Raw genomic sequence first — 19,467 nt, 5'->3', positions numbered from 1 at the left:
CTAACTGGTTCGAGAGCTACATAATAAGCAATATCCAGTACAAAATAGCATTTATCTGATTTGTAATGTTTTTATAGTTAAACAAATAATTAGAATAAAATGTTTTAAGAATCAAATTTAAAAATACAATTTTTATTAATTTATACAAGACAAAAAAAGCGGCACCAGAAAAAACCATAACCGATACACTAAACCTCATATCTGTTAAGTTTCTCACTGCAGAGCACTGAAAAATAGTATCAAAAAAAAGCTCCCTGTTCATAACAAACAAGGAGCCTCACTTCAAAGCATTATACACTAATTTTTAATAAACAGACTTGCAATATTAAGAACAGCCTCAGCTCCTAAAGGCTCATCAAAAGATTGAGTAGCCGCAGCCAAAGATAAATTACCTGTAACACCTTTCAAGGTTGTAATATCAACATTTGCTTGAACTTTATTATCTTCCCCCATATAAACTGGATCTACAACAGCACCAATTCCACTATCATTTGCACCTGTAATCCAAGGTTTTTGGTTTGCAGCAGCACCCCCTCTTGCTCTACGCATCTGACGTATATGCGAAGCATGACGAGCCTCTACCGAATGTATCTGTAAAGCGGCGGTTAATACAACTTTATTTCCGAGCAAAATACCTGCCTGTCCCTTATATGCACGGACACCAGTATCTTCAAAAGCTTGAGCAAGAGCTAAGAATGTATCATAATCACTAAAAACATTTCCAAAGGTACCTCCAGCTGTAAAATCAAAAGTAGGTTTAGAAACTGCCTTATCTCCTAATACCTGCTTAAGAAATTTAACATGCGCATTTTCATGATCACGAATGGTTGTAATAGCTCCCAAGGGTCTACCTGAAGGAATTAGATTGGGGGCAGCAACCCCTTTAGTATAATATTCCGCTTCAAGATATTCCAACGTTAACGCATAATTCAATACACCATTAACATCTGTAGGAGCTGTCGCGCCATAAGCTTTTTTAAAAAGATCACTTATAAGGAAGGGTAATGCGGCCAAAGTAACCTTTTTTCCAAAAGAAGTCATATTTCGAATAACTTCTCTGCGTGGACTAATGCGATCAGTAAATTCTGGATCAACATTATTTATTTCGTCAAAAACATTTAATAGATTCATAACAATAAGATTTAGAAGGTTAATAAGTAGGTAAATCCTTTACATCAATTTTAGATTTGATAAATGGGGAAGCCGCCTGAAGTACCATTGTGGGGCTTTTAGCGACATCTAAACCATTTGAATCAATAACTTCCATATTCGCAAAACTTCCGTTATCGATCAAATCTCTGATCAATGCAGCATGCCTAGCTTCAACAGATACAATTTTACCTGCTAAGGCAAGGTAGTTGACATCTTTGATCAGCCATCCAGCACCATTATAGGCAGAGACACCCAGATCTTCAAACGTTTTGGCAGTGCTAAGCACACTTTCCCTACTTGAAAAGTTAATACCGGAAAGATTAAATTCTAAATTTGAAATAGCTTTCCCACCTAAAGCTTTTTTAAAGAATTCGCGATGAGCAACCTCATGATCCCTGATATCTGTTAAGTAAGTCTTTTCCAAATCTGATATACCAGAGTATGGACTATTTACAACCTGAATATAAAAAGCCGCTTCAAGTTGCTCAAGTGCGTAGGCATAATTTAAAATAGCGATGTCACCACTGCCAAAATAAAAACCATCGGCCCCCATATCTTCATCATGGCGGTCTTTTTTACAACCAGTTACCCCAAGTAGGGCAAGACTTGCCACGCCTGCACCGGTAAATTTTAAGAAATCCCTTCTCCGAAGGTCTTTTTTATCGAGATGTTCGTTTTCTTCTACTAAACACTCTTTTTGAGATGACATTTTTTCCATAACATATTCGTTTTTAGTGTATAATTTTTTAGTTTATGAATTTATATACGACAACTTTTTATGAGTGGATTGGAAGATTTTCTTTTTTTTCAATATTTTCTCAAAACAAGTATATACCACATATTACAAGCGTATTAATTCACCCTGCTTTATTTTATGTAAGCTTTAGAAAATATATTATACTATTTCGATTCATAAAAGAGGATACTACTCCTAGATTCTCATCCCCTATTAGTACACCTGTGCAAACGATACTTCCTGCATAAAAAAATAAAGTATCGTTAATCTCCGATAGAAAATCAATGCTTATTTTTAAAAAAAAGGCAAAATTGTGGTATAATTTTAGCTACGATATAATGCAGACCAACAGCAAAATATAAAAAAGCTAGTTGATAAATGTACCAGTAATTAGAAACCGAAAATTAAATTTAATAGCATGTCTTTTCACACATACCTAAAGAATATTGAAGAAAAAACCGGAGTAAGTCCCGAAGCATTTATAGACTTAGCAACCCAAAAAGGATTTATAGAAAACAATAAAATTAAAGCTGAAATAAAAGCTAATCAAATTATCAATTGGTTAAAAGAAGATTATCAGCTCGGACATGGTCATGCACAAGCAGTGTATGCTTATATCAAAGGGAAAAGAGATTAAGTCGCATTAGCACTAACTTAATATTTGTTTTTATATGATTGATTAATATGTTATACCTAAAAAGTGTTGAAAATACTAAGCCACATGTGGATCGTATATCTTACCCATACAACATTCCATCCATCCATAGTTTAGATAAGCTTACTTTCCATAGCCCAGTTACTTTTATCGTAGGAGACAACGGATCAGGAAAATCTACTTTTATCGAATCAATTGCGATTAAGTCAGGATTTAATGCCGAAGGTGGAAGCTTAAATTTTAACTTTTCAACGAAAGAATCACATTCGAACCTTTATGAGGATATCAAACTGATCAGAGGTCCATACCGCTTTAGAGACGGTTATTTCTTAAGAGCGGAGAGTTTTTTTAATGTTGCCAGTGAAATAGATAACCTTTACGAAGGCGATCAAGCGAAATTAGAAGAAGCATATGGTCAATCATTACATCAATGTTCACATGGAGAAAGCTTCTTAGCACTGATGCATAATAGATTATCAGGAAAAGGATTTTATATTTTTGACGAACCAGAATCAGCACTTTCATTTGACAGTCAACTCAATATGATGATTCGGATAAAAGAATTGGTCGATCAAAACTCTCAATTTATTATTGCAACACATTCCCCTATTTTATTATCCTATCCCGATTCAGAAATATATAAAGTAACAGATAGCGGACTTGAATTAACGCATTATGAAGAAACAGAACAGTTTAAATTGACCAAGCTTTTTATTAATAATTATCGACAAATATTAAATGAACTGGGACTATAAATTTCCCATAAAAATAGAGATGGCTTAATCCCTTAATTTTAGACTAATATATTTTAAAATTATTTTTCTCTAAAGCCTTAATAGCGTTCCTTTCATGTTCTTCAAGCATCACTAATTGCTGTGTATCCAAGCTTGAAACTGCAGGGATAAAAATAATCGGAAATCGCTTAGGTGCTATAATATCCCATAAAATTTTTATACGCTCCATGTGAAAATCTGAGGTGACTAACATCACCAGGTCTGGTCTTTCTTCCTCCAATATTGGTAAAGCCTTCCTAATATCATCAACTGAATGCGCCGAAAGGGCAAAAGGTAAAAAAAAATGATTTGGGATTCCTTTTGAAACGAGATATGCTTTGCTGTATGTTGCATGTGGAAGATCTGTAGGATTAAAACCTCCAAATCCGCCTGAACATAAAATCTGGTAGGAATCATTATACCTGCAGAGTTCAAATACACAATTAAGTCTGTCAGTTGCAATTTGACTCAGATTTCCCCTTTCATCATTTGGCGCACCCAAAACCAAAATTACTTTCTTCATGATTTAAACTTAAAAAAAGTATCTGAGATTTTATAATCTAATAGCGACACCAACATAAAAACGACTGAAAACACCTACTAAAATATTCAGAAACAATCCTTTTTTAGTTTAAAAGATTAAAACTTAAATCGTATACCTACCCCAAGCTGAAAAACATCAGCAAGAGAAAGTGCTTTTATATTCTGAAAATAATTAATAATATAATAGTCATTTGAATTGAATTCAGTATAAATTCCAATCTTTTCTATTCCGATTTCCTTCCATATTTTATTCATATTGAGTTCAATTTCATTAGATAATGAGATGTGAGGTCTCAAAGCAGGAGACCAATAATAATAACCAGATGGATATTCCGATGAATTAAATTTAAATGATAAATCATCATGAAAAGTATAACTGAGAAATACACCTGGATTAAGTGGATACAATTTCCCCCAATTATTTAACTTTATTTCAAAAGGCTTGTAAGCAAATTTTGCGGTTATCGAATGTAGCTCTCCTCCCTTAGAAACAGGTACATAACCATAATTAAAATCAATGTTACCTCTCTTATTTTTAAAAATATCATATCCTGCGCCAACACTTATATAACCAATGCTTCCAGCATATTGAATAATTGCCGCATCTGGGATTAAAAAGTTCTTTTTCTGTGCATTACTCGGATTGACTGTGCCAATTAAAAAAAGGACTAGTATGCTTAATTTAAAAAGATATTTGTTCAAAGCTCAGTTTATTATTTACAATTTCGACTAATAAAAATTCATTTTTTCCAATTGCACTCGTGACCACAAAAGGTGTTTCAAAGTTTCCAACAGTAAACTCCTCAAAAACATGATTATGAGCATGAAAGGATGTGAGAAAACCTCCGGCGTTGCTAAATGTTGAAGCATAATCGTATTCCAGATTTTGATCAAAATCTGGAGAGGTAGGTGGAACATGAGAAATAGCCACATAACTCTCTACATGAGGCTGTGGCTCTAGCTCCTTTTTAAGCCAGGGTATATTAGGTACCTGACCATTAAAATTATACTCCCTACTGTTCGTATCATGACAGATAAATTTAACTCCCCCATATACAAAAGAATAATTGAGCTTTCCATACATATGCTGAAATGCATCTCTGCCACGTGAAGTAAGATCATGGTTGCCAATAACCGCAAGAAATGGTCTATTCAGCTTAGTAAGGTTTTCGGCAACCCATTGCATTTCTTTAAGGTTACCAAACTCAGTTATATCGCCAGCCACAATCACAAAATCAATCCCTGTCATCGTATTTACTTTCTTATAAAAATTTACTGTTTCATTATGTGACCGCTGCGTATCTCCTGTTATTATAAACCGGACAGTATCATCTTGCTGACCATCCCCCAACTTATTTAAATTGATTGCGTTGAGATCGCGATATGAATTTTTACTAAAAATCTGATTTGGACTATATTCAAAATCACTACAACCGGAAAAAACCGAAATGAATACTATAAAAGTGACCTGAATTGCCAACCTGATTGCTTTTTCTCTAATCATTGAAAAATAATTGAAAGATTAAATAAGAAATAAAAGCACATTAACACCATTTGTGAAAACGATGAATCACTATGCAGTTTCGAATATTATAAGATATTGAAGGCATTTACATGCCGCTATAATATTTATTACGTTTCGAAGTAGTACAAATATTAAAATATAAATTGACCTTTTGACCTTAAAAATCAGAAATAGTTTTATTGAGACTTTTAAATGACAAAAATGGCCTTTAAAAGGAACAAACAGAGATAGTTCTTCAGAATTTTATTAAGTAGCTTTTTGATATGAGTAAAATTGAAATAAATGAAACATTAGAATACTAAACAACTAATAAATCGAACTTAATATTAATACATAAAACTATAAAATTGATTTAAAAATCATAAATTAAATAAATTACACCAGCTACTTTACGAAATAGTTGTTAATAGAAAATAGTATTTAAAGATTAAAATTTCTTATAATTCGATCATCAATAAGTTTTAAAAACGCACTAATGGTTATATAAAAATTTGAACGATTTAAAATCTAAAATTAAACTGACCATATTGGACATATATAGGAAATATAAAATTTGAGATTAAATTATTGCTACATTAAATACAATAAAAACGCCATAATCAACCCATCTTACATTCCTCACATGGCTCAAATTAAAAAAATTAGAACACGCTAAATGCATAGGCAAATACCATCTTGGATGAAAATCTTACAGTGCAATAAAATATGCGTCGCTGAATATAGATTAGAAGAAAATAACGATATTAGATTTAATAAAATGCAGTAACCAAGCGATTATCAAGACCCTTAAAAACTATGACTCATATAGCACTGCTTATTGGCAATGACATCAACAATATCAACAAGGGAACAAGTTGGAATGATCTGTTAATGAGCATTAAAAAAAAATACCATGTTCAATCCTTAGAAAATGGTCAAAAACCATTCCCTATGCTTTACGAAGAGATATTCCTGAATGCCATAAAACAAAAGCATGTGGATGAAAAAGAGCTTAAAACTTTCATTGCAGATGCCGTTTCTGCTATACAACAAAATGAAATCCATGAACTAATTAGAGCATACCCGTTCAAAATATCATGACAACCAATTATGATTTCAGTCTAGAAGGCATACATCCGAAAATAAAAACAAGTTTAGTGAATGAAACGACCTATAGTGTATTTAGACAATATCAATCTTTAAACAAAAACTACTGGCATATTCACGGAGATTGCAATAATCCGTTTTCTATTAACCTTGGCTATGAACATTATTGTGGACAACTACAAAAAATGCGTGAGTATGTTGTCAATGGACCAAATTATGCCCCGAGCACCAAAGTATATAAAACATCCCTTATTAGAAGATTACAAACAGGCAGACAAATGGTTTTACAATCATGGGTTGATCTGTTCTTCACAAATGATCTACATATTTTCGGTCTCTCCTTGGATTTTGTCGAGATCGACCTATGGTGGCTTTTAACCTATCGAGCAAGAAACAAGTTTTACAAGAAGAATACCTTTATCAAAAATCAGATTTATTACTATATTCCTAAGAAATATGTAAAAGATTCGGCAGACAAAACACAGCTTTTAGCCGCCAATGACGTTAAAGTAAAGATCGTTGATGATGAAAACAAAATCAAGTATTACAAAGCCGTTGTAAAAAGTATTAAGGATAAATTGTAGGATAACAGTCTAAAAACTAAAGTACACAAAAAGTGCTCGCTTTACATCAAATTACGAGCACTTTCAATAAATTTAAAACTTCATTTTCTGAATTCTTACAGCATTCAGTATAGCTATCAAAGATACACCGACGTCAGCAAAAACTGCTTCCCACATTGTTGCTATCCCCCCTGCACCCAAAATCAATACAACTCCCTTGACCACAAAAGCTAAGGTAATATTTTGCCATACGACGCGCTTAGTTTGCTTTCCGATCCGAATTGCAACTGGTATCTTGGACGGTTTATCGTCCTGTATAACCACATCAGCAGTTTCGATGGTCGCATCGCTACCTAGACCTCCCATTGCAATACCTACATCACTTAGAGCTACAACAGGAGCATCATTTACACCATCACCAACAAAGGCAACGCGTTGATTTTGTGCTTTGATTTCTTTAAGTTTATTGACTTTATCTTCCGGCAATAAATCTCCATATGCCTGATCAATTCCCAATTGATCAGCCACATATCGAACCACTGTACTTTTATCACCACTTAGCATAGTTGCTTTTACATTCAGTTTGTGTAATTGCTGAATGGTTTCTAATGCATCAGTCTTAATGCTATCCGCAATAGTAATATATCCGACAAACTTACCGCCATATGCAACAGCGATCAAAGTATACACAATCGTAGCGGGATCAACATCATAACGGATATTAAACTTATCCATTAACTTAAAGTTGCCGACCAATAATTGCTTTCCGTCCACGGTAGCCTGCAATCCATGCCCGCCTATTTCTTCCACTTGATCTAAACGAATATTATGATCAACCTCACCGACATATTGATGAATAGCTGTAGCTACAGGATGAGTACTGTTACTCTCCAAAGCATTCACCATCTTTAATATTTCAGCTTGATCAAAATTAGTATCAAAATTAACCTCTTGCACCTGAAAGACACCTTCAGTCATCGTTCCAGTTTTATCCATGACCACATGCTGAATATTCGCTAGTGTATCCAAGAAATTACTTCCTTTAAACAAAATTCCATTGTGGCTTGCAGCGCCAATTCCTCCAAAATAACCCAAAGGAATAGAGATTACCAGAGCACAAGGACAAGATATAACTAAAAATACCAATGCCCGATACAGCCAATCGCTAAATACATAATCTTGCACAAACAGCGCAGGCAATAAACAAATACCGATCGCCAGAAAAACTACTATTGGCGTGTATACTTTAGCAAATTTACGGATGAATAATTCAGTTGGTGCTTTTTGAGCAGTTGCATTCTGTACCAGCTCTAGGATCTTACTTAATTTACTATCTGTATAAGCAGTTGTTACTTTAATCAAACTAACCGTATTCAAATTAATCATTCCAGCAAGAACGGTCTCTCCTTTAGATTTACTATCCGGTTTACTCTCTCCAGTTAAAGCGGCCGTATTGAAAGATGCGACATCAGATAACAATTCACCGTCCAAACCCAGTTTTTCACCTGGTTTTAGCTGAATGATTGAGCCGATTTCTACATTTTCAGCTTTTATGATCTGGGGTTGATTATTGATTAGAACAGTCACCTCATCTGGACGTTGATCCAAAAGTGCTTTGATATTCCCTTTAGCCCTTGATACGGCTAAAGTTTGAAAAACTTCCCCAACAGCATAAAATAGCATGACCGCCACACCCTCAGGATATTCTCCAATAGCGAACGCACCGATAGTAGCTATAGCCATTAAAAAGAATTCGGAAAAAACATCACCTTTCCGTATACTGACTATTGCATCCTTAATGACCGGAAAACCTACCGGAATGTATGCTATTACATACCATATAGACCTTACCCACCCTTGAAACCAACTCTGTATTACCCAGTTATCCAAAGCAATAGCAAGCATCAAAAGAACAAAAGATATAATCGCAGGAGTAAACAGCTTCAAAGGGCTACCTTCTACATGAGAGTGATCGTGTCCATCATCATCAGTATGTTGAACTTGACCATCTCCATTATGATTATGTCCTTCACATTTACCCTGATGACCGATGAGTTCCTGAGCACCAGCCTGATTATATATTTTTGTTGTCTGTGTGCAGCAAAGCTGCGTACCAGCTTCGTCGTACTTGTGTTTATGTTGTACAGTCATTGTATAAGATTCTTTAACTTAATTAATACTATCAAAGATAAGCGCTCATGCTGTGCAATACTATTGCATAGTTTCATTCATACAATTTTCGCAAATACCTTTAGCAAAAAGTCGGACCTCATCAATTCGAACCGAATTATTATTGGGCGCAGAAAAATTAATATCTGTCCGGCAAGTGGTATGCTTACAGATCTTACAGTAAAAATGAAGATGCCAGTCTTTATGTGTTTCCTCATTACAATCATCATGACAGAGGATATATTTGCTCGTATTATTTTCCTGTATACTATGCACAATACCTTTTTCTTCAAAAGTTTTGAGTGTACGGTATAGGGTTATACGGTCTGCTGGATAGAAGTGGGCCTCCATTTCAGATAAGGATAAAGCAATATGTTGAGAGGCTAAAAAATCGTATACTAATATCCGCATACTTGTTGGCTTTGTATTTTTATCCCGAAGTTTATTCTCTATTTCATTATTCATGCACTTGTAATTTAAGCGAATATTCTATTTGTTCTCATTAAAATAACAATTAGAAATCCTTAACAGCACTTAATATCTTGTATTTTTATCATTGATTTCAGCACAAATAAGTATTAAAAACTTCTATTATCATACCAAAATATACACATAAATATATGAAATTTAACTCCAAAATAAGTTTAATTTCTCTCGAAATAAGATTAATGAGGTATCAAGAACAATAAAGAGTCAACTTCTACAACTACAATACTGACCATAATTTTACATTTTACTAACTATTTTTAAGTGGCAAGGATAACGGACTGCATAATGTAATTCATCATTTTGGGAATACAGGCCCACTTCTATAAAAAATAACTATTGTACTACTCAAACTTATTTTATCCTGCGTAACTTATTAAATTTTAGCACACAAACTGATTCTATTAACCACATTTTGTATCTTAGTTTAGATTCAGCAGTAAAAAAGAAACAATTCGACAAACCATTAATAAACAATTTCTAAAGATATGTTCACAATTGATAAGCAAACCCTCAGTGATTTAAACGCTATTGATCATAGAGATTTTAGTTTATGTAATTTCTTTGACAATACCAGCACTTTAGGCGGAAGGTCCCTATTATACAGCTACTTCATTAATCCATTAAAAGATATAAAAGAAATCCAAGACCGAAACGAAGCAATCGAATACTTATCAAACGTAATGGATAATCATCCATTCGATAAATATATGTTCCAAGATTTAGAAAAATATTTAAGTCTTGGAGTAGAAACTGATTCAGCAAATCTATTTCGTTACTACTCAGAAAAATTATCTTTCAATTTCTGGTCCGCAGAAAATCAAATGGAACGCGTATTAATCAAACGCTCTATTGCCGAAATCGCCATGTTAATCACATACTTGACAGAATTATTAAATAAAGCAGTAGAACAGGAAAAACCTGTAGGACGACTCAGGGAGATGTTTAAATCTTTAAACAAATTAACATCAGATTTTGATCTATCCGAATTAAAAGTAATAGCCAGTAAAAAAATATCGCCCGCTTTAATTCTCAAATATGATTATAAATTCAGAAATTTAAATAATCACAATATTAAAAAGATTTTTACTATTATCTACGAACTAGATATTTATCAAGGAATTGCAAAATCCATGATGCAAAATCATCTTATTTTTCCCACATTTCACAATAAAACCGATGTAGATCATATGTTAGAGATAAAAGGAGCCTATAATCTATTTTTAAAAAAGCCTATAAAAAACGATATCATCATATCACAAGAGAAAAACATCTGGTTTTTAACTGGAGCAAACATGACTGGTAAATCGACCTTGTTAAAAACCCTAGGAGCATGCATTTATTTAGCTCACTTGGGCTTACCTGTTCCCGCAGAAAAAATGGATACACTTTTTTTTGATGGCCTTTTAACGACAATCAATCTTGGTGATGACCTTAGCTCTGGCCGCAGCCATTTCTACAATGAGGTACTTAGAGTAAAAAAAGCAGCTGAACTAATTGCTTCAAAGAAGAGAATGATTATTTTGCTGGATGAATTATTTAAAGGAACAAATTATGACGATGCTTATCACGCTACTTTAACATTAGTAGAAAGATGTGAAGAATTAAACAATTCTATTTTTCTGATATCCTCTCATATAACTGAACTAAGTGCGAAATTAAACAAAAATCATGTTGAGCTAAAACATTTAGAAACATTAATTAATGAAGAATCACATATTACCTTCACTTATCGATTAATTCCAGGTGTCTCCACAGAAAAGCTGGGTATGCGTTTACTCGAGAGAGAAAAAGTATTTGAATTATTTAAATCAATTCCATCTCAAAGATCTTAATTTTAACAATACCAAACTAGGGTTCAAATATTTTAACAAAATCCGATTGATCAGTACTAACACATCTTTATAGTATTAAGGTTCATATTAATGGTTTGGTATTTAAATTATTAAAATAAGTGATTTTAGATAAAAACATAGTTGCCATTTTATCTCCTCTATGAATAGCTTCATCAGCTTTCTCTCCTTCAAAAAATTCCTGAACCGTACTATACCAGAGCTTTAGCCAAGCATCAAAATGCACATTAGTAAGAGCCATAGCAGCATGTGGCGGAAATGGACTTCCAAAGTAAGTATGCTTTTCCAACAAGATAGTTTGCCAAAAACTATACATTTTTTTCAAATGATCCTCCCAGCGGCCAGCCAGTAGATTATTGAAGATGGGACCAATGAGAGCATCCTCACGTACCCTGCCGTAAAACGTATCAACAAGTAATTGAATATCTGCTAATGAAGTTATATCTTTCTTTTCCATATTCCTAATACACAAATTGATAAAGGGTTATTTTTAAAATTGTATCGACAAACAAATATAGCCATAATTAAAAGAGTTAAACATCTTTTATAACTATATTTGTACTAATCAAAAAAAACTGACATGGAAATGAACAAACAAAACACTCCGGTATCACTCTATAAAGAAGTGTCATATAAAGGAGAAAAACCATCAGTAACAGTCTTACTCGAAACATCATCGACTAAAGAGATTCGGATATGTCTAGCAGAAGGAGTAATTATGACCGATCACAAAAGCCCATTTCCCATTGTCATACACATCCAGGAAGGTTCCATAATTTTAAATGTAGCAGGAGTTATACATAACATGGAAAAAGGAGATCTCATTGGCTTAGAAGGTGCCATCATGCATAATCTTACAGCAAATAAAAACAGTATCATAAGACTTTCTATACACAAGCAGGATCATGTCCAACGCGTCCAAAATGTTATAAATATCAATTAGAACAGTATCTTTGCACATAAGATTACAATTAAAGAAAATATAATTTAAAAAAATGGGTGTTTTTTCTAAAACCTGTGAATATGCCATGCGTGCAGTCTTTTATATCGCTCAAAGTTCTCATGAGGGTAGAAAAGTAGGCATTAAAGAGATTGCTGAAAAAGTAAAGCTACCAGAACCCTTTCTAGGTAAGATTCTTCAGAATCTCAGCAGAGTAGGTGTAATACAATCTTCGAAAGGACCTAATGGCGGATTTTACATTGATCCTGCAGGGTTAAAAAAACCAATTGCCGACATAGTCTTAGCTGTAGACGGCGAGCAGATCTTTATCGGATGTGGCATGGGATTAGATTATTGTTCCGAGAAAAACCCATGTCCTCTGCACAACGATTTCAAAAAAGTAAGAAATCACCTTAGTGCCATGCTTAAAAATACAACAATTGGTCAATTTAATCTAGAACTCATAAAAGGTAGCTTAACATTATCTAAATAATAATTAACCTGAATTCTTAATAACAAGAAAACAAATTCCTTCATAATATCAGTAAAAGAATCAACTATTATCGGAAAACAAAAAAGTCCTATCTTTCGACAGGACTAACATAAACATATGATACTTAATTAAACATTTTCTATTGATAACAATTAATAGATTTTGAAACTTTCCAGGCTCCGCCGTCATTAACTAAAGTAACCAAATCTGTTTTAGTAAAATTTTCAAATTGCATAGTAACTTTCGCTACCATATAATGTGAAGACTGTTCTAAGATCAAAGTTGTCGTTTTACAATTTAACTTTTCTCCTTTTTGTTTTTTCAAAAAACTGATAACGTCCGAACGGCTATTTGTTCTTGCAATTTTACCCTGGACTTTCTGATTATAATCAGCAGTAAATAACTGCTCTAAACCTAGCGACTGCCCTTCAGTCATTACGTCTATATAATGATCGATTGCAAAATTTGCAGTTGACAAATTGATTGTCTTTTCAGGATTTCCCGAAGCCATTGTAAGTGTACTGATTGCAACCAATACTGCTACAGTGAATGTTTTTACTAGCGTTTTCATAATGTCTTTATTTTATAAATTTAGTTTTCTTGAGTTATCAGTTAGTCAGTTAAATACCCCATTCTTAAAAAGTATTTCTTTTAACTTTCTGACTCAAAATTAAGACAAGGAACACGCTCTTTTTATTACATTTAGATCAACAATATAAAAAACTCGGTGAATAGCAGGAAAATAAAGGTAAAGTATCAGACCTTTATTAGCCGGTCTGCTTCCAGTTTATCAAAAACCATTAAAACACCAATCACTTGAAACTGCTCTTTCATATATGATGCTCTCGAAAAATACTGGACCGCCCCGATTTCATTGCTAGGATTAATCTCTTCTCTAAGATCATATATAAAACAATCCTGCTCCATAATAACCACAGGATTTTCGCCATATGCAGGAGCAGTTATGTGACAATAAAAATCCAATCTATCATCGTTCAGGTCAATCATCAATTCTTCTCTAATCTCCCGCTTTAAAGACGTTAATGAACTCTCTCCACGATCCACCTTACCGCCAGGCAAATACCATGCTTTTTTATTATTACTATAGGCCAACAAGAGTTTATTATCTTTTAAAGTGATTAAACCTGCTGTAAGAAGACTTGAATTAAGCGTATCCATATCAAAAATTTTAAACTTATATAACGCGTAATCTAATAATTTTTAAAGAAAAATCAATAGTCAGATTTACTTATTAAAATGTGCATAAAGGAAAAACATCTTTTTCTATGGGCATAAAGGCATCAAAAGAATTTCCGTTAAGGAGAAATGAATAATTTATCCATAACTTGTCCTTCTCATGAATCAATATCAAATATGCGTAAAGAAAATTCAACAAATTCTATAAATGAAAAATCGCTATTAGAGTTTTGCAAAGCCCATAAAGCACTCGCTCAAATCAGTGGTAGATGGAAATTATCTTTACTATTTGCTCTCCATGAAGAAGATTTATATTACGCAAGTTTTAAATCCATACTTCCAGATATTTCCGACCGGATACTCACCAAGCAACTGAAAGAATTGGTCGAAGATCAAATTATAGATAACAAAAAAGATAAAGTCAAATCGCTTTACATCCTAACCGAAAAAGGAAGGAAAATTTTAGCCTTATTAACCGCCTTAGGGGCTATCGGTGAAAACTAGAAACTTACCTGTTCTAAAAATTCTATAACCTCACCATTTGGACTATAAACCAAACTATTATGAACACCGACAGATTTAGATTTATTTTTCAACTGAATAGCAAGCACTCCATTGCTCAGGTCTATAGCTCCAGCTTTTAATGCTTCCACCCTTGCTTTAGCCGCGTCCTTGACAACAAAGCAGATATGAAGAATAGAATTTTCGACCATTTCCTCCCCTAACCTTCGCTTTCTACCCTGAGCAGGCATATCGGCATCACCATCGCATATTTCAACATATACATTAATCTGTTCATGATACATCATGACACATTTTTCGAGATTAAAATCAGGTAATGACCAAGAGTGCACAATTACAAATCCCAATTGTTCGTAGAACTTTACTGTTTCATCAAATTGAGGAGCCTTTAACGAATAATGATGAAAACCGACAATATTTTCTGACAACTTCATATTACATATTTTAGACAAACCTATGAAAGCTTATCGCTGAATAAAAGAACTTACAAAATTGTTCGTTGGCCGCATCATAATATTTAAAGAAAAAAACTCATCCAGCATATCATAAGAATATCCTAACATTTATCAAACGATTTTTAACAAATACTGTTATTGAGTAATAATAGAGAAATTATGGCAAACTCCAAATTCATACGATTTTTCAATTTACATACTGGCGAAGACAAAAAGGAAAATGTCTTAGAAAATGTCGTAAATAATATTTCATTTCGAGGAGCTAATCTTTGGATACTAGCTTGCGCTATAGTCATTGCCTCGGTAGGTTTGAACGTGAACTCTACAGCAGTCATTATAGGAGCTATGCTTATTTCACCTTTAATGAGTCCAATAGTAGGAGCCGGATTCGCATTAGGAGTTTATGACTTTCCGCTGTTAAAAAAATCATTAAAAAATCTTCTTATTGCAACCTTTGTAAGTTTATTGGTTTCTTTCTTATATTTCACTCTAAGTCCTTTCAAAGATGCACAATCCGAACTCTTGGCACGCACCTCACCTAATATATACGATGTACTTATTGCCTTCTTCGGTGGACTTGTTGGTGTTATTGCCATCACCCGTGTCGAAAAAGGAAATCCAATACCTGGAGTTGCTATAGCAACAGCATTAATGCCTCCTTTATGTACTGCAGGCTATGGGCTAGCAATTGGCAATCTTTCTTATTTCGCGGGAGCATTGTATCTCTATATGATCAACTGTTTTTTCATATGCCTTTCTACTTTTATCATTGTCAAATACCTCAACTATCCAAAGGTTAACTTTGTAGATGCAAACCGTGAAAAGAAAATAACACGTGTCATTTCACTGATTATTCTCGTACTTATTATTCCTAGTGTCTACTTCGCATATACATTGTTAGAACAAAAACAATATTCACAAAAAGTCAATAAATTTATTCAGACAGCGTTTACAGACAAAGGATATACAGTCGTTTTTGAAAGAACGAACTATAATTCTAATCCTAAAAAATTAGAATTAGCATTCTTAATCAAAAAATTCAGCAAAGAAGAGGTCGATAGAATAAAAAGAGAAATGGAAGATTATGGAATTAAAAATACAGAACTAGTCATCCGTCAAGACAACAATGATCTTAAAGCAGATATTTTAAACGAAATCAACAAAAAAGAACAGAATCTTTCTGAAAAAGATATTAGAATAAAACAATTAAATGCCGAATTGAACAAATACCAGATCAATACGCCAAATTTACAAGAGAATATCAAAATCTTATTTCCGCAGATAACGAGCTACAGCATAGGTGTACAGAATAAAATAATCACTGCGGATAGCGCTATCAATACCATTTCTTTAATTTATATAGCAGATAAAAAACTAAGCGAAGAAGAATTTATCAAGCTCCAGAATTGGATGAAGATCCAATTTCCGGAAAGAGAAGTAGCTGTTATTGCAAACCAGAACAGTGATTTTGCACTGCCACGAAAGGAATCGACAAAGTAAGCTTTCCATTTCCCTACAGGGAAATGGCTTAAATCATGGTTAAAATTGTTCCTTTATATCGTGAAGCGATGCTTCATCAGTTCATTACTAGTGAACCTATCACTTAAAATCCGATTTTTCCTGCAACAGTAATTCTCCCCAAGCATTTAATTTCCATAGTACCTCCACCAGTTTTTCACCTAGAGGTGTAAGCGTATATTCAACACGTGGAGGTAACTCATTAAAGCTTTTTTTACTTAAAACACCATCTTCTTCAAGCTCCTTTAATTGTTGATTTAACACGCGGCGATCCACCTTAACTATTCCCCTCAACATTTCACTAGGACGCTTTTCACCTTCATTGATCCGCCAGATAATCGGAATTTTCCATTTACCACTTATCGTATTCACCGCAAATTCCAATGGACATATTTTTTCAGATATAGCTTGCACCTTTGATTTCATAAAATTGACTTTTTTATCCCATAGGGATAATAATATGCGGTATTGTCATTATGAATTTACTTTTAAATATTTGCAAAAACAAATCATATCGCATGACAAACTTAGCAAAGAAAATAGATGAAATTAATAAAAACTTAGCCGCACAATTGCCGGCTGACATTATCGAAGTTTTTAGTCAATCTATTCAAGAATTAAAGAGCAGTAAAATTGAAGAAAATAGCACACAGGTCGGTAATAAATTCCCCAATTTCAGCCTAAAGAATACCAGTAATCAAATCATCCACTTAAATGAATTACTAAAAAAAGGCAAAGTAATTGTAGCTTTTTTTCGTGGTAGCTGGTGTCCCTATTGCAATGTAGAACTAAAGGCATTACAGGACCACATGGAATTTTTTAAAGAAAAAAACATTTCGTTAGTCGCTATAGCTCCACAATCGGAAAGTTATAACAAAGAATTAGAAGTGAACCACATGCTCCGTTATGATATTTTGACGGATCAGGATAATACACTAGCCAAACAACTCGGCATTTCATTTGAGCTACCAAACTACGCCCTCACCACCTATGAAAAGTTAGGGATTAAACTGTCAAAATATAATAAAAATGATCATAAAGAATTACCAATACCAGCAGTATACATCATTGATACAAATTATAACATAACCTATCAATTTGTTGATAGCAATTATATGAACAGAGTAAATATTCAAGACCTTATCGACCAATTATGATCGAAGTAAAAAGAACAGGAGCAAGATCAACTAAAGATCTATCTCCAGCTATTTTAAAGCAATTAAATTGTGGAGAAGTCGAAACAGCAAATCTGATTGAGTGGTTAGCGATTGATCAACGATCTTTACTGATGCATATATTAAAGCAACATAAACGCATAGCGTATCTAAAACCAGTTTTAGTAGCTATTGATCAGCTAAAAAAACAAACAGTCAATACGATCAATGAAGCTATCGGAACAGCGCTCTTTGAGCAATCATTCAAAAATGGAGATCAGCAATTTCTAAAAATATTATCCCAACATCAGGCCGATATGGCTCGCTGTTGGGCAACATACACAATTGGCAGAAATCATGAATTGAGCATTGAGCAGACACTAGAGCAAATTAAGCCATTTGCTGCAGACACACATTTCGGAGTGAGAGAGATCAGCTGCATGGCGGTAAGACATAAAATTAAAGATAATTTATTTTCCAGCATCAGCATCCTTTCCAACTGGACTTCGCATGAAAACAAAAATGTAAGAAGATTTAGCAGCGAGGCTACAAGACCACGCGGTGTATGGTGCCAGCATATTGATCTACTCAAAAACAAACCTGAGCTAGCATTAGAAATTTTGGAACCACTTCGATCCGATCCAGATCGTTATGTACAGGACAGTGTTGGCAACTGGCTCAACGATGCCAGTAAGACAAAAGCAGATTTCGTGCGCTCACTTTGTGAGCGCTGGGAAAAAGAAAGTGGTACAAAAGAAACAAAATATATCATCAAAAAAGCATTAAGAACAATTAGATCATAAATAACCAAATACTATTTTTCTTGTCATTTGCAAAGTAGAAACCAGTGAAAATTATTGTAAATTCAGTCCGAAAGACCAAGAATTATCAAACACATATAATTATTCATATAAAATATGGATCCCTATATTAGAATCTACAATAGTCAACTGAATCAAGAAGACCAAGCCATATGTGATATGCTAGCTGAGGAAATTTCCCAACATTTACCAGATGCTGAAAATAAAATATGGCATGCACATCCCGTATGGTTTATAGAAAAAAATCCCATTGTAGGATACAGCAGACAAAAAGCTGGAATAAGACTGATATTTTGGAGTGGTTCAGATTTTGAAGAAGAAAAATTAAAGTTTATCGGTGCTAAATTTAAAGATGCATCGATTTACTATAATTCCATTTCTCAAATTGATAAAAACGATTTAAAACGCTGGCTAGAAAAATCAATAAAAATACAATGGGACTACAAGAATATTATAAAACGAAAAGGAATATTGATCCGATTGAAGTAAATCTATGATTTCAAAAATCCAGAAATAAAAATCTGTGCAAAACCATTTTACATCAAAAATCTTAACACAACCAAATCGTTAAATAAAGAGAATCAAATAATGGCATGAGCCCCTTACAACCATTAATCTTACCTGATAAATAGTTCATTGCTAGCCTAAGTATTCTTCAAAAAAAATACTTTTTATTGCAAATTATTTCACTTAATAAAGTGAAAATTAGGATAAAATTCTACTTTTAGATTTAACACTCTCCAAATATTACTAAAATAGTATGAATAAAAGCTTTTATATCGATTAAAAAGTATTAATAAGCCAATAAAACATAATTATAATCAAA

24 protein-coding genes are annotated in these 19,467 nt (G+C 33.4%); 12 read left to right on the top strand and 12 right to left on the bottom strand.

Features of this window, described 5'->3' with window-relative positions:
* Nucleotides 1-297: 297 nt before the first annotated feature.
* Complete coding sequence (locus tag M2265_RS21130) at nucleotides 298-1,131, bottom strand: ferritin-like domain-containing protein (protein WP_132770882.1); 834 nt, start codon at nucleotides 1,129-1,131, stop codon at nucleotides 298-300.
* Nucleotides 1,132-1,150: 19 nt separating this feature from the next.
* The gene (locus M2265_RS21125) at nucleotides 1,151-1,870 is read right to left on the bottom strand and encodes a ferritin-like domain-containing protein (protein ID WP_021187857.1); all 720 of its coding nucleotides are present in this window, start codon (nucleotides 1,868-1,870) and stop codon (nucleotides 1,151-1,153) included.
* 436 nt (nucleotides 1,871-2,306) lie between these two features.
* On the opposite strand from M2265_RS21125, the gene M2265_RS21120 reads away from it, so the two are divergent.
* Entirely contained in the window at nucleotides 2,307-2,525 is a 219-nt protein-coding gene (locus M2265_RS21120) for a DUF4287 domain-containing protein (RefSeq protein WP_021187858.1), read from the top strand.
* A gap of 47 nt (nucleotides 2,526-2,572) precedes the next feature.
* Nucleotides 2,573-3,298, top strand: coding sequence for an AAA family ATPase (locus M2265_RS21115; protein WP_132770883.1), 726 nt, complete (start codon nucleotides 2,573-2,575; stop codon nucleotides 3,296-3,298).
* Between the two features lie 43 nt (nucleotides 3,299-3,341).
* Here M2265_RS21115 and M2265_RS21110 read toward each other — a convergent pair whose 3' ends face one another.
* From M2265_RS21110 to M2265_RS21100, 3 genes are all read right to left on the bottom strand, one after another.
* Nucleotides 3,342-3,839 (bottom strand): YdcF family protein, encoded by a 498-nt coding sequence (locus tag M2265_RS21110; protein WP_132770884.1) that lies wholly within the window; start codon nucleotides 3,837-3,839, stop codon nucleotides 3,342-3,344.
* Nucleotides 3,840-3,955: 116 nt separating this feature from the next.
* Nucleotides 3,956-4,561 carry a hypothetical protein gene (locus tag M2265_RS21105; protein WP_021187861.1) on the bottom strand — a complete coding sequence of 202 codons (606 nt, stop codon included), beginning with the start codon at nucleotides 4,559-4,561 and terminating at the stop codon, nucleotides 3,956-3,958.
* Nucleotides 4,542-5,363, bottom strand: coding sequence for a metallophosphoesterase family protein (locus M2265_RS21100; RefSeq protein ID WP_132770885.1), 822 nt, complete (start codon nucleotides 5,361-5,363; stop codon nucleotides 4,542-4,544). The genes M2265_RS21105 and M2265_RS21100 overlap by 20 nt, the downstream gene beginning before the upstream one ends.
* A gap of 816 nt (nucleotides 5,364-6,179) precedes the next feature.
* Here M2265_RS21100 and M2265_RS21095 point away from each other — a divergent pair.
* Together M2265_RS21095 and M2265_RS21090 are read left to right on the top strand one after the other, a co-directional pair.
* Nucleotides 6,180-6,464 (top strand): hypothetical protein, encoded by a 285-nt coding sequence (locus M2265_RS21095; protein ID WP_243655433.1) that lies wholly within the window; start codon nucleotides 6,180-6,182, stop codon nucleotides 6,462-6,464.
* Nucleotides 6,461-7,054, top strand: a complete 594-nt coding sequence (locus tag M2265_RS21090; RefSeq protein WP_243655434.1) for an SIR2 family protein — start codon at nucleotides 6,461-6,463, stop codon at nucleotides 7,052-7,054. The genes M2265_RS21095 and M2265_RS21090 overlap by 4 nt, the downstream gene beginning before the upstream one ends.
* A gap of 72 nt (nucleotides 7,055-7,126) precedes the next feature.
* Here the strand turns inward: M2265_RS21090 and M2265_RS21085 are convergent, their stop codons facing one another.
* Both M2265_RS21085 and M2265_RS21080 read right to left on the bottom strand, forming a co-directional pair.
* Nucleotides 7,127-9,184 carry a heavy metal translocating P-type ATPase gene (locus M2265_RS21085; RefSeq protein ID WP_132770886.1) on the bottom strand — a complete coding sequence of 686 codons (2,058 nt, stop codon included), beginning with the start codon at nucleotides 9,182-9,184 and terminating at the stop codon, nucleotides 7,127-7,129.
* A gap of 60 nt (nucleotides 9,185-9,244) precedes the next feature.
* A complete protein-coding gene (locus tag M2265_RS21080; RefSeq protein ID WP_132770887.1) occupies nucleotides 9,245-9,667 on the bottom strand; it encodes a Fur family transcriptional regulator in 423 nt (140 codons plus the stop codon).
* Nucleotides 9,668-10,176: 509 nt separating this feature from the next.
* Here M2265_RS21080 and M2265_RS21075 point away from each other — a divergent pair.
* A complete protein-coding gene (locus M2265_RS21075) occupies nucleotides 10,177-11,523 on the top strand; it encodes a MutS-related protein (RefSeq protein WP_132770888.1) in 1,347 nt (448 codons plus the stop codon).
* An 82-nt stretch (nucleotides 11,524-11,605) separates the two neighbouring features.
* Here M2265_RS21075 and M2265_RS21070 read toward each other — a convergent pair whose 3' ends face one another.
* The gene (locus tag M2265_RS21070) at nucleotides 11,606-11,998 is read right to left on the bottom strand and encodes a group III truncated hemoglobin (protein ID WP_132770889.1); all 393 of its coding nucleotides are present in this window, start codon (nucleotides 11,996-11,998) and stop codon (nucleotides 11,606-11,608) included.
* A 129-nt stretch (nucleotides 11,999-12,127) separates the two neighbouring features.
* On the opposite strand from M2265_RS21070, the gene M2265_RS21065 reads away from it, so the two are divergent.
* Both M2265_RS21065 and M2265_RS21060 read left to right on the top strand, forming a co-directional pair.
* Nucleotides 12,128-12,484, top strand: a complete 357-nt coding sequence (locus M2265_RS21065; protein WP_037524391.1) for a hypothetical protein — start codon at nucleotides 12,128-12,130, stop codon at nucleotides 12,482-12,484.
* 52 nt (nucleotides 12,485-12,536) lie between these two features.
* Nucleotides 12,537-12,974, top strand: coding sequence for an RrF2 family transcriptional regulator (locus M2265_RS21060; RefSeq protein ID WP_021187868.1), 438 nt, complete (start codon nucleotides 12,537-12,539; stop codon nucleotides 12,972-12,974).
* Nucleotides 12,975-13,113: 139 nt separating this feature from the next.
* Here M2265_RS21060 and M2265_RS21055 read toward each other — a convergent pair whose 3' ends face one another.
* Complete coding sequence (locus M2265_RS21055) at nucleotides 13,114-13,545, bottom strand: nuclear transport factor 2 family protein (RefSeq protein ID WP_132770890.1); 432 nt, start codon at nucleotides 13,543-13,545, stop codon at nucleotides 13,114-13,116.
* A gap of 185 nt (nucleotides 13,546-13,730) precedes the next feature.
* A complete protein-coding gene (locus M2265_RS21050; RefSeq protein WP_021187871.1) occupies nucleotides 13,731-14,153 on the bottom strand; it encodes an NUDIX hydrolase in 423 nt (140 codons plus the stop codon).
* A 147-nt stretch (nucleotides 14,154-14,300) separates the two neighbouring features.
* Here M2265_RS21050 and M2265_RS21045 point away from each other — a divergent pair, with 147 nt between their 5' ends.
* Nucleotides 14,301-14,675 (top strand): winged helix-turn-helix transcriptional regulator, encoded by a 375-nt coding sequence (locus M2265_RS21045; RefSeq protein ID WP_206368408.1) that lies wholly within the window; start codon nucleotides 14,301-14,303, stop codon nucleotides 14,673-14,675.
* Here M2265_RS21045 and M2265_RS21040 read toward each other — a convergent pair.
* Nucleotides 14,672-15,127, bottom strand: a complete 456-nt coding sequence (locus M2265_RS21040) for a VOC family protein (protein ID WP_021187873.1) — start codon at nucleotides 15,125-15,127, stop codon at nucleotides 14,672-14,674. The two genes, M2265_RS21045 and M2265_RS21040, sit on opposite strands and share 4 nt — an antisense overlap.
* Before the next feature lie 180 nt (nucleotides 15,128-15,307).
* On the opposite strand from M2265_RS21040, the gene M2265_RS21035 reads away from it, so the two are divergent.
* Nucleotides 15,308-16,648: a DUF389 domain-containing protein gene (locus tag M2265_RS21035; protein ID WP_132770891.1), complete on the top strand. Its 1,341-nt coding sequence runs from the start codon at nucleotides 15,308-15,310 to the stop codon at nucleotides 16,646-16,648.
* A gap of 99 nt (nucleotides 16,649-16,747) precedes the next feature.
* Here M2265_RS21035 and M2265_RS21030 read toward each other — a convergent pair whose 3' ends face one another.
* Nucleotides 16,748-17,092 (bottom strand): winged helix-turn-helix transcriptional regulator, encoded by a 345-nt coding sequence (locus M2265_RS21030; protein ID WP_132770892.1) that lies wholly within the window; start codon nucleotides 17,090-17,092, stop codon nucleotides 16,748-16,750.
* A 92-nt stretch (nucleotides 17,093-17,184) separates the two neighbouring features.
* Here M2265_RS21030 and M2265_RS21025 point away from each other — a divergent pair, with 92 nt between their 5' ends.
* The 3 genes from M2265_RS21025 (at nucleotide 17,185) to M2265_RS21015 (ending at nucleotide 19,130) form a co-directional block, all read left to right on the top strand.
* The gene (locus M2265_RS21025; protein ID WP_132770893.1) at nucleotides 17,185-17,823 is read left to right on the top strand and encodes a peroxiredoxin-like family protein; all 639 of its coding nucleotides are present in this window, start codon (nucleotides 17,185-17,187) and stop codon (nucleotides 17,821-17,823) included.
* On the top strand, nucleotides 17,820-18,623 hold the full coding sequence (locus tag M2265_RS21020) for a DNA alkylation repair protein (protein WP_132770894.1): 804 nt from the start codon (nucleotides 17,820-17,822) through the stop codon (nucleotides 18,621-18,623). The genes M2265_RS21025 and M2265_RS21020 overlap by 4 nt, the downstream gene beginning before the upstream one ends.
* Nucleotides 18,624-18,737: 114 nt before the next feature.
* Nucleotides 18,738-19,130, top strand: a complete 393-nt coding sequence (locus tag M2265_RS21015; RefSeq protein WP_132770895.1) for a DUF1801 domain-containing protein — start codon at nucleotides 18,738-18,740, stop codon at nucleotides 19,128-19,130.
* The last annotated feature ends 337 nt before the right edge of the window (nucleotides 19,131-19,467 follow it).

Origin of the sequence: Sphingobacterium kitahiroshimense (genome assembly GCF_025961315.1) — a bacterium.
In the GTDB taxonomy this organism is placed as follows: Bacteria; Bacteroidota; Bacteroidia; order Sphingobacteriales; family Sphingobacteriaceae; genus Sphingobacterium; species Sphingobacterium anhuiense.
This window is presented reverse-complemented; position numbering and strand designations above follow the sequence as displayed.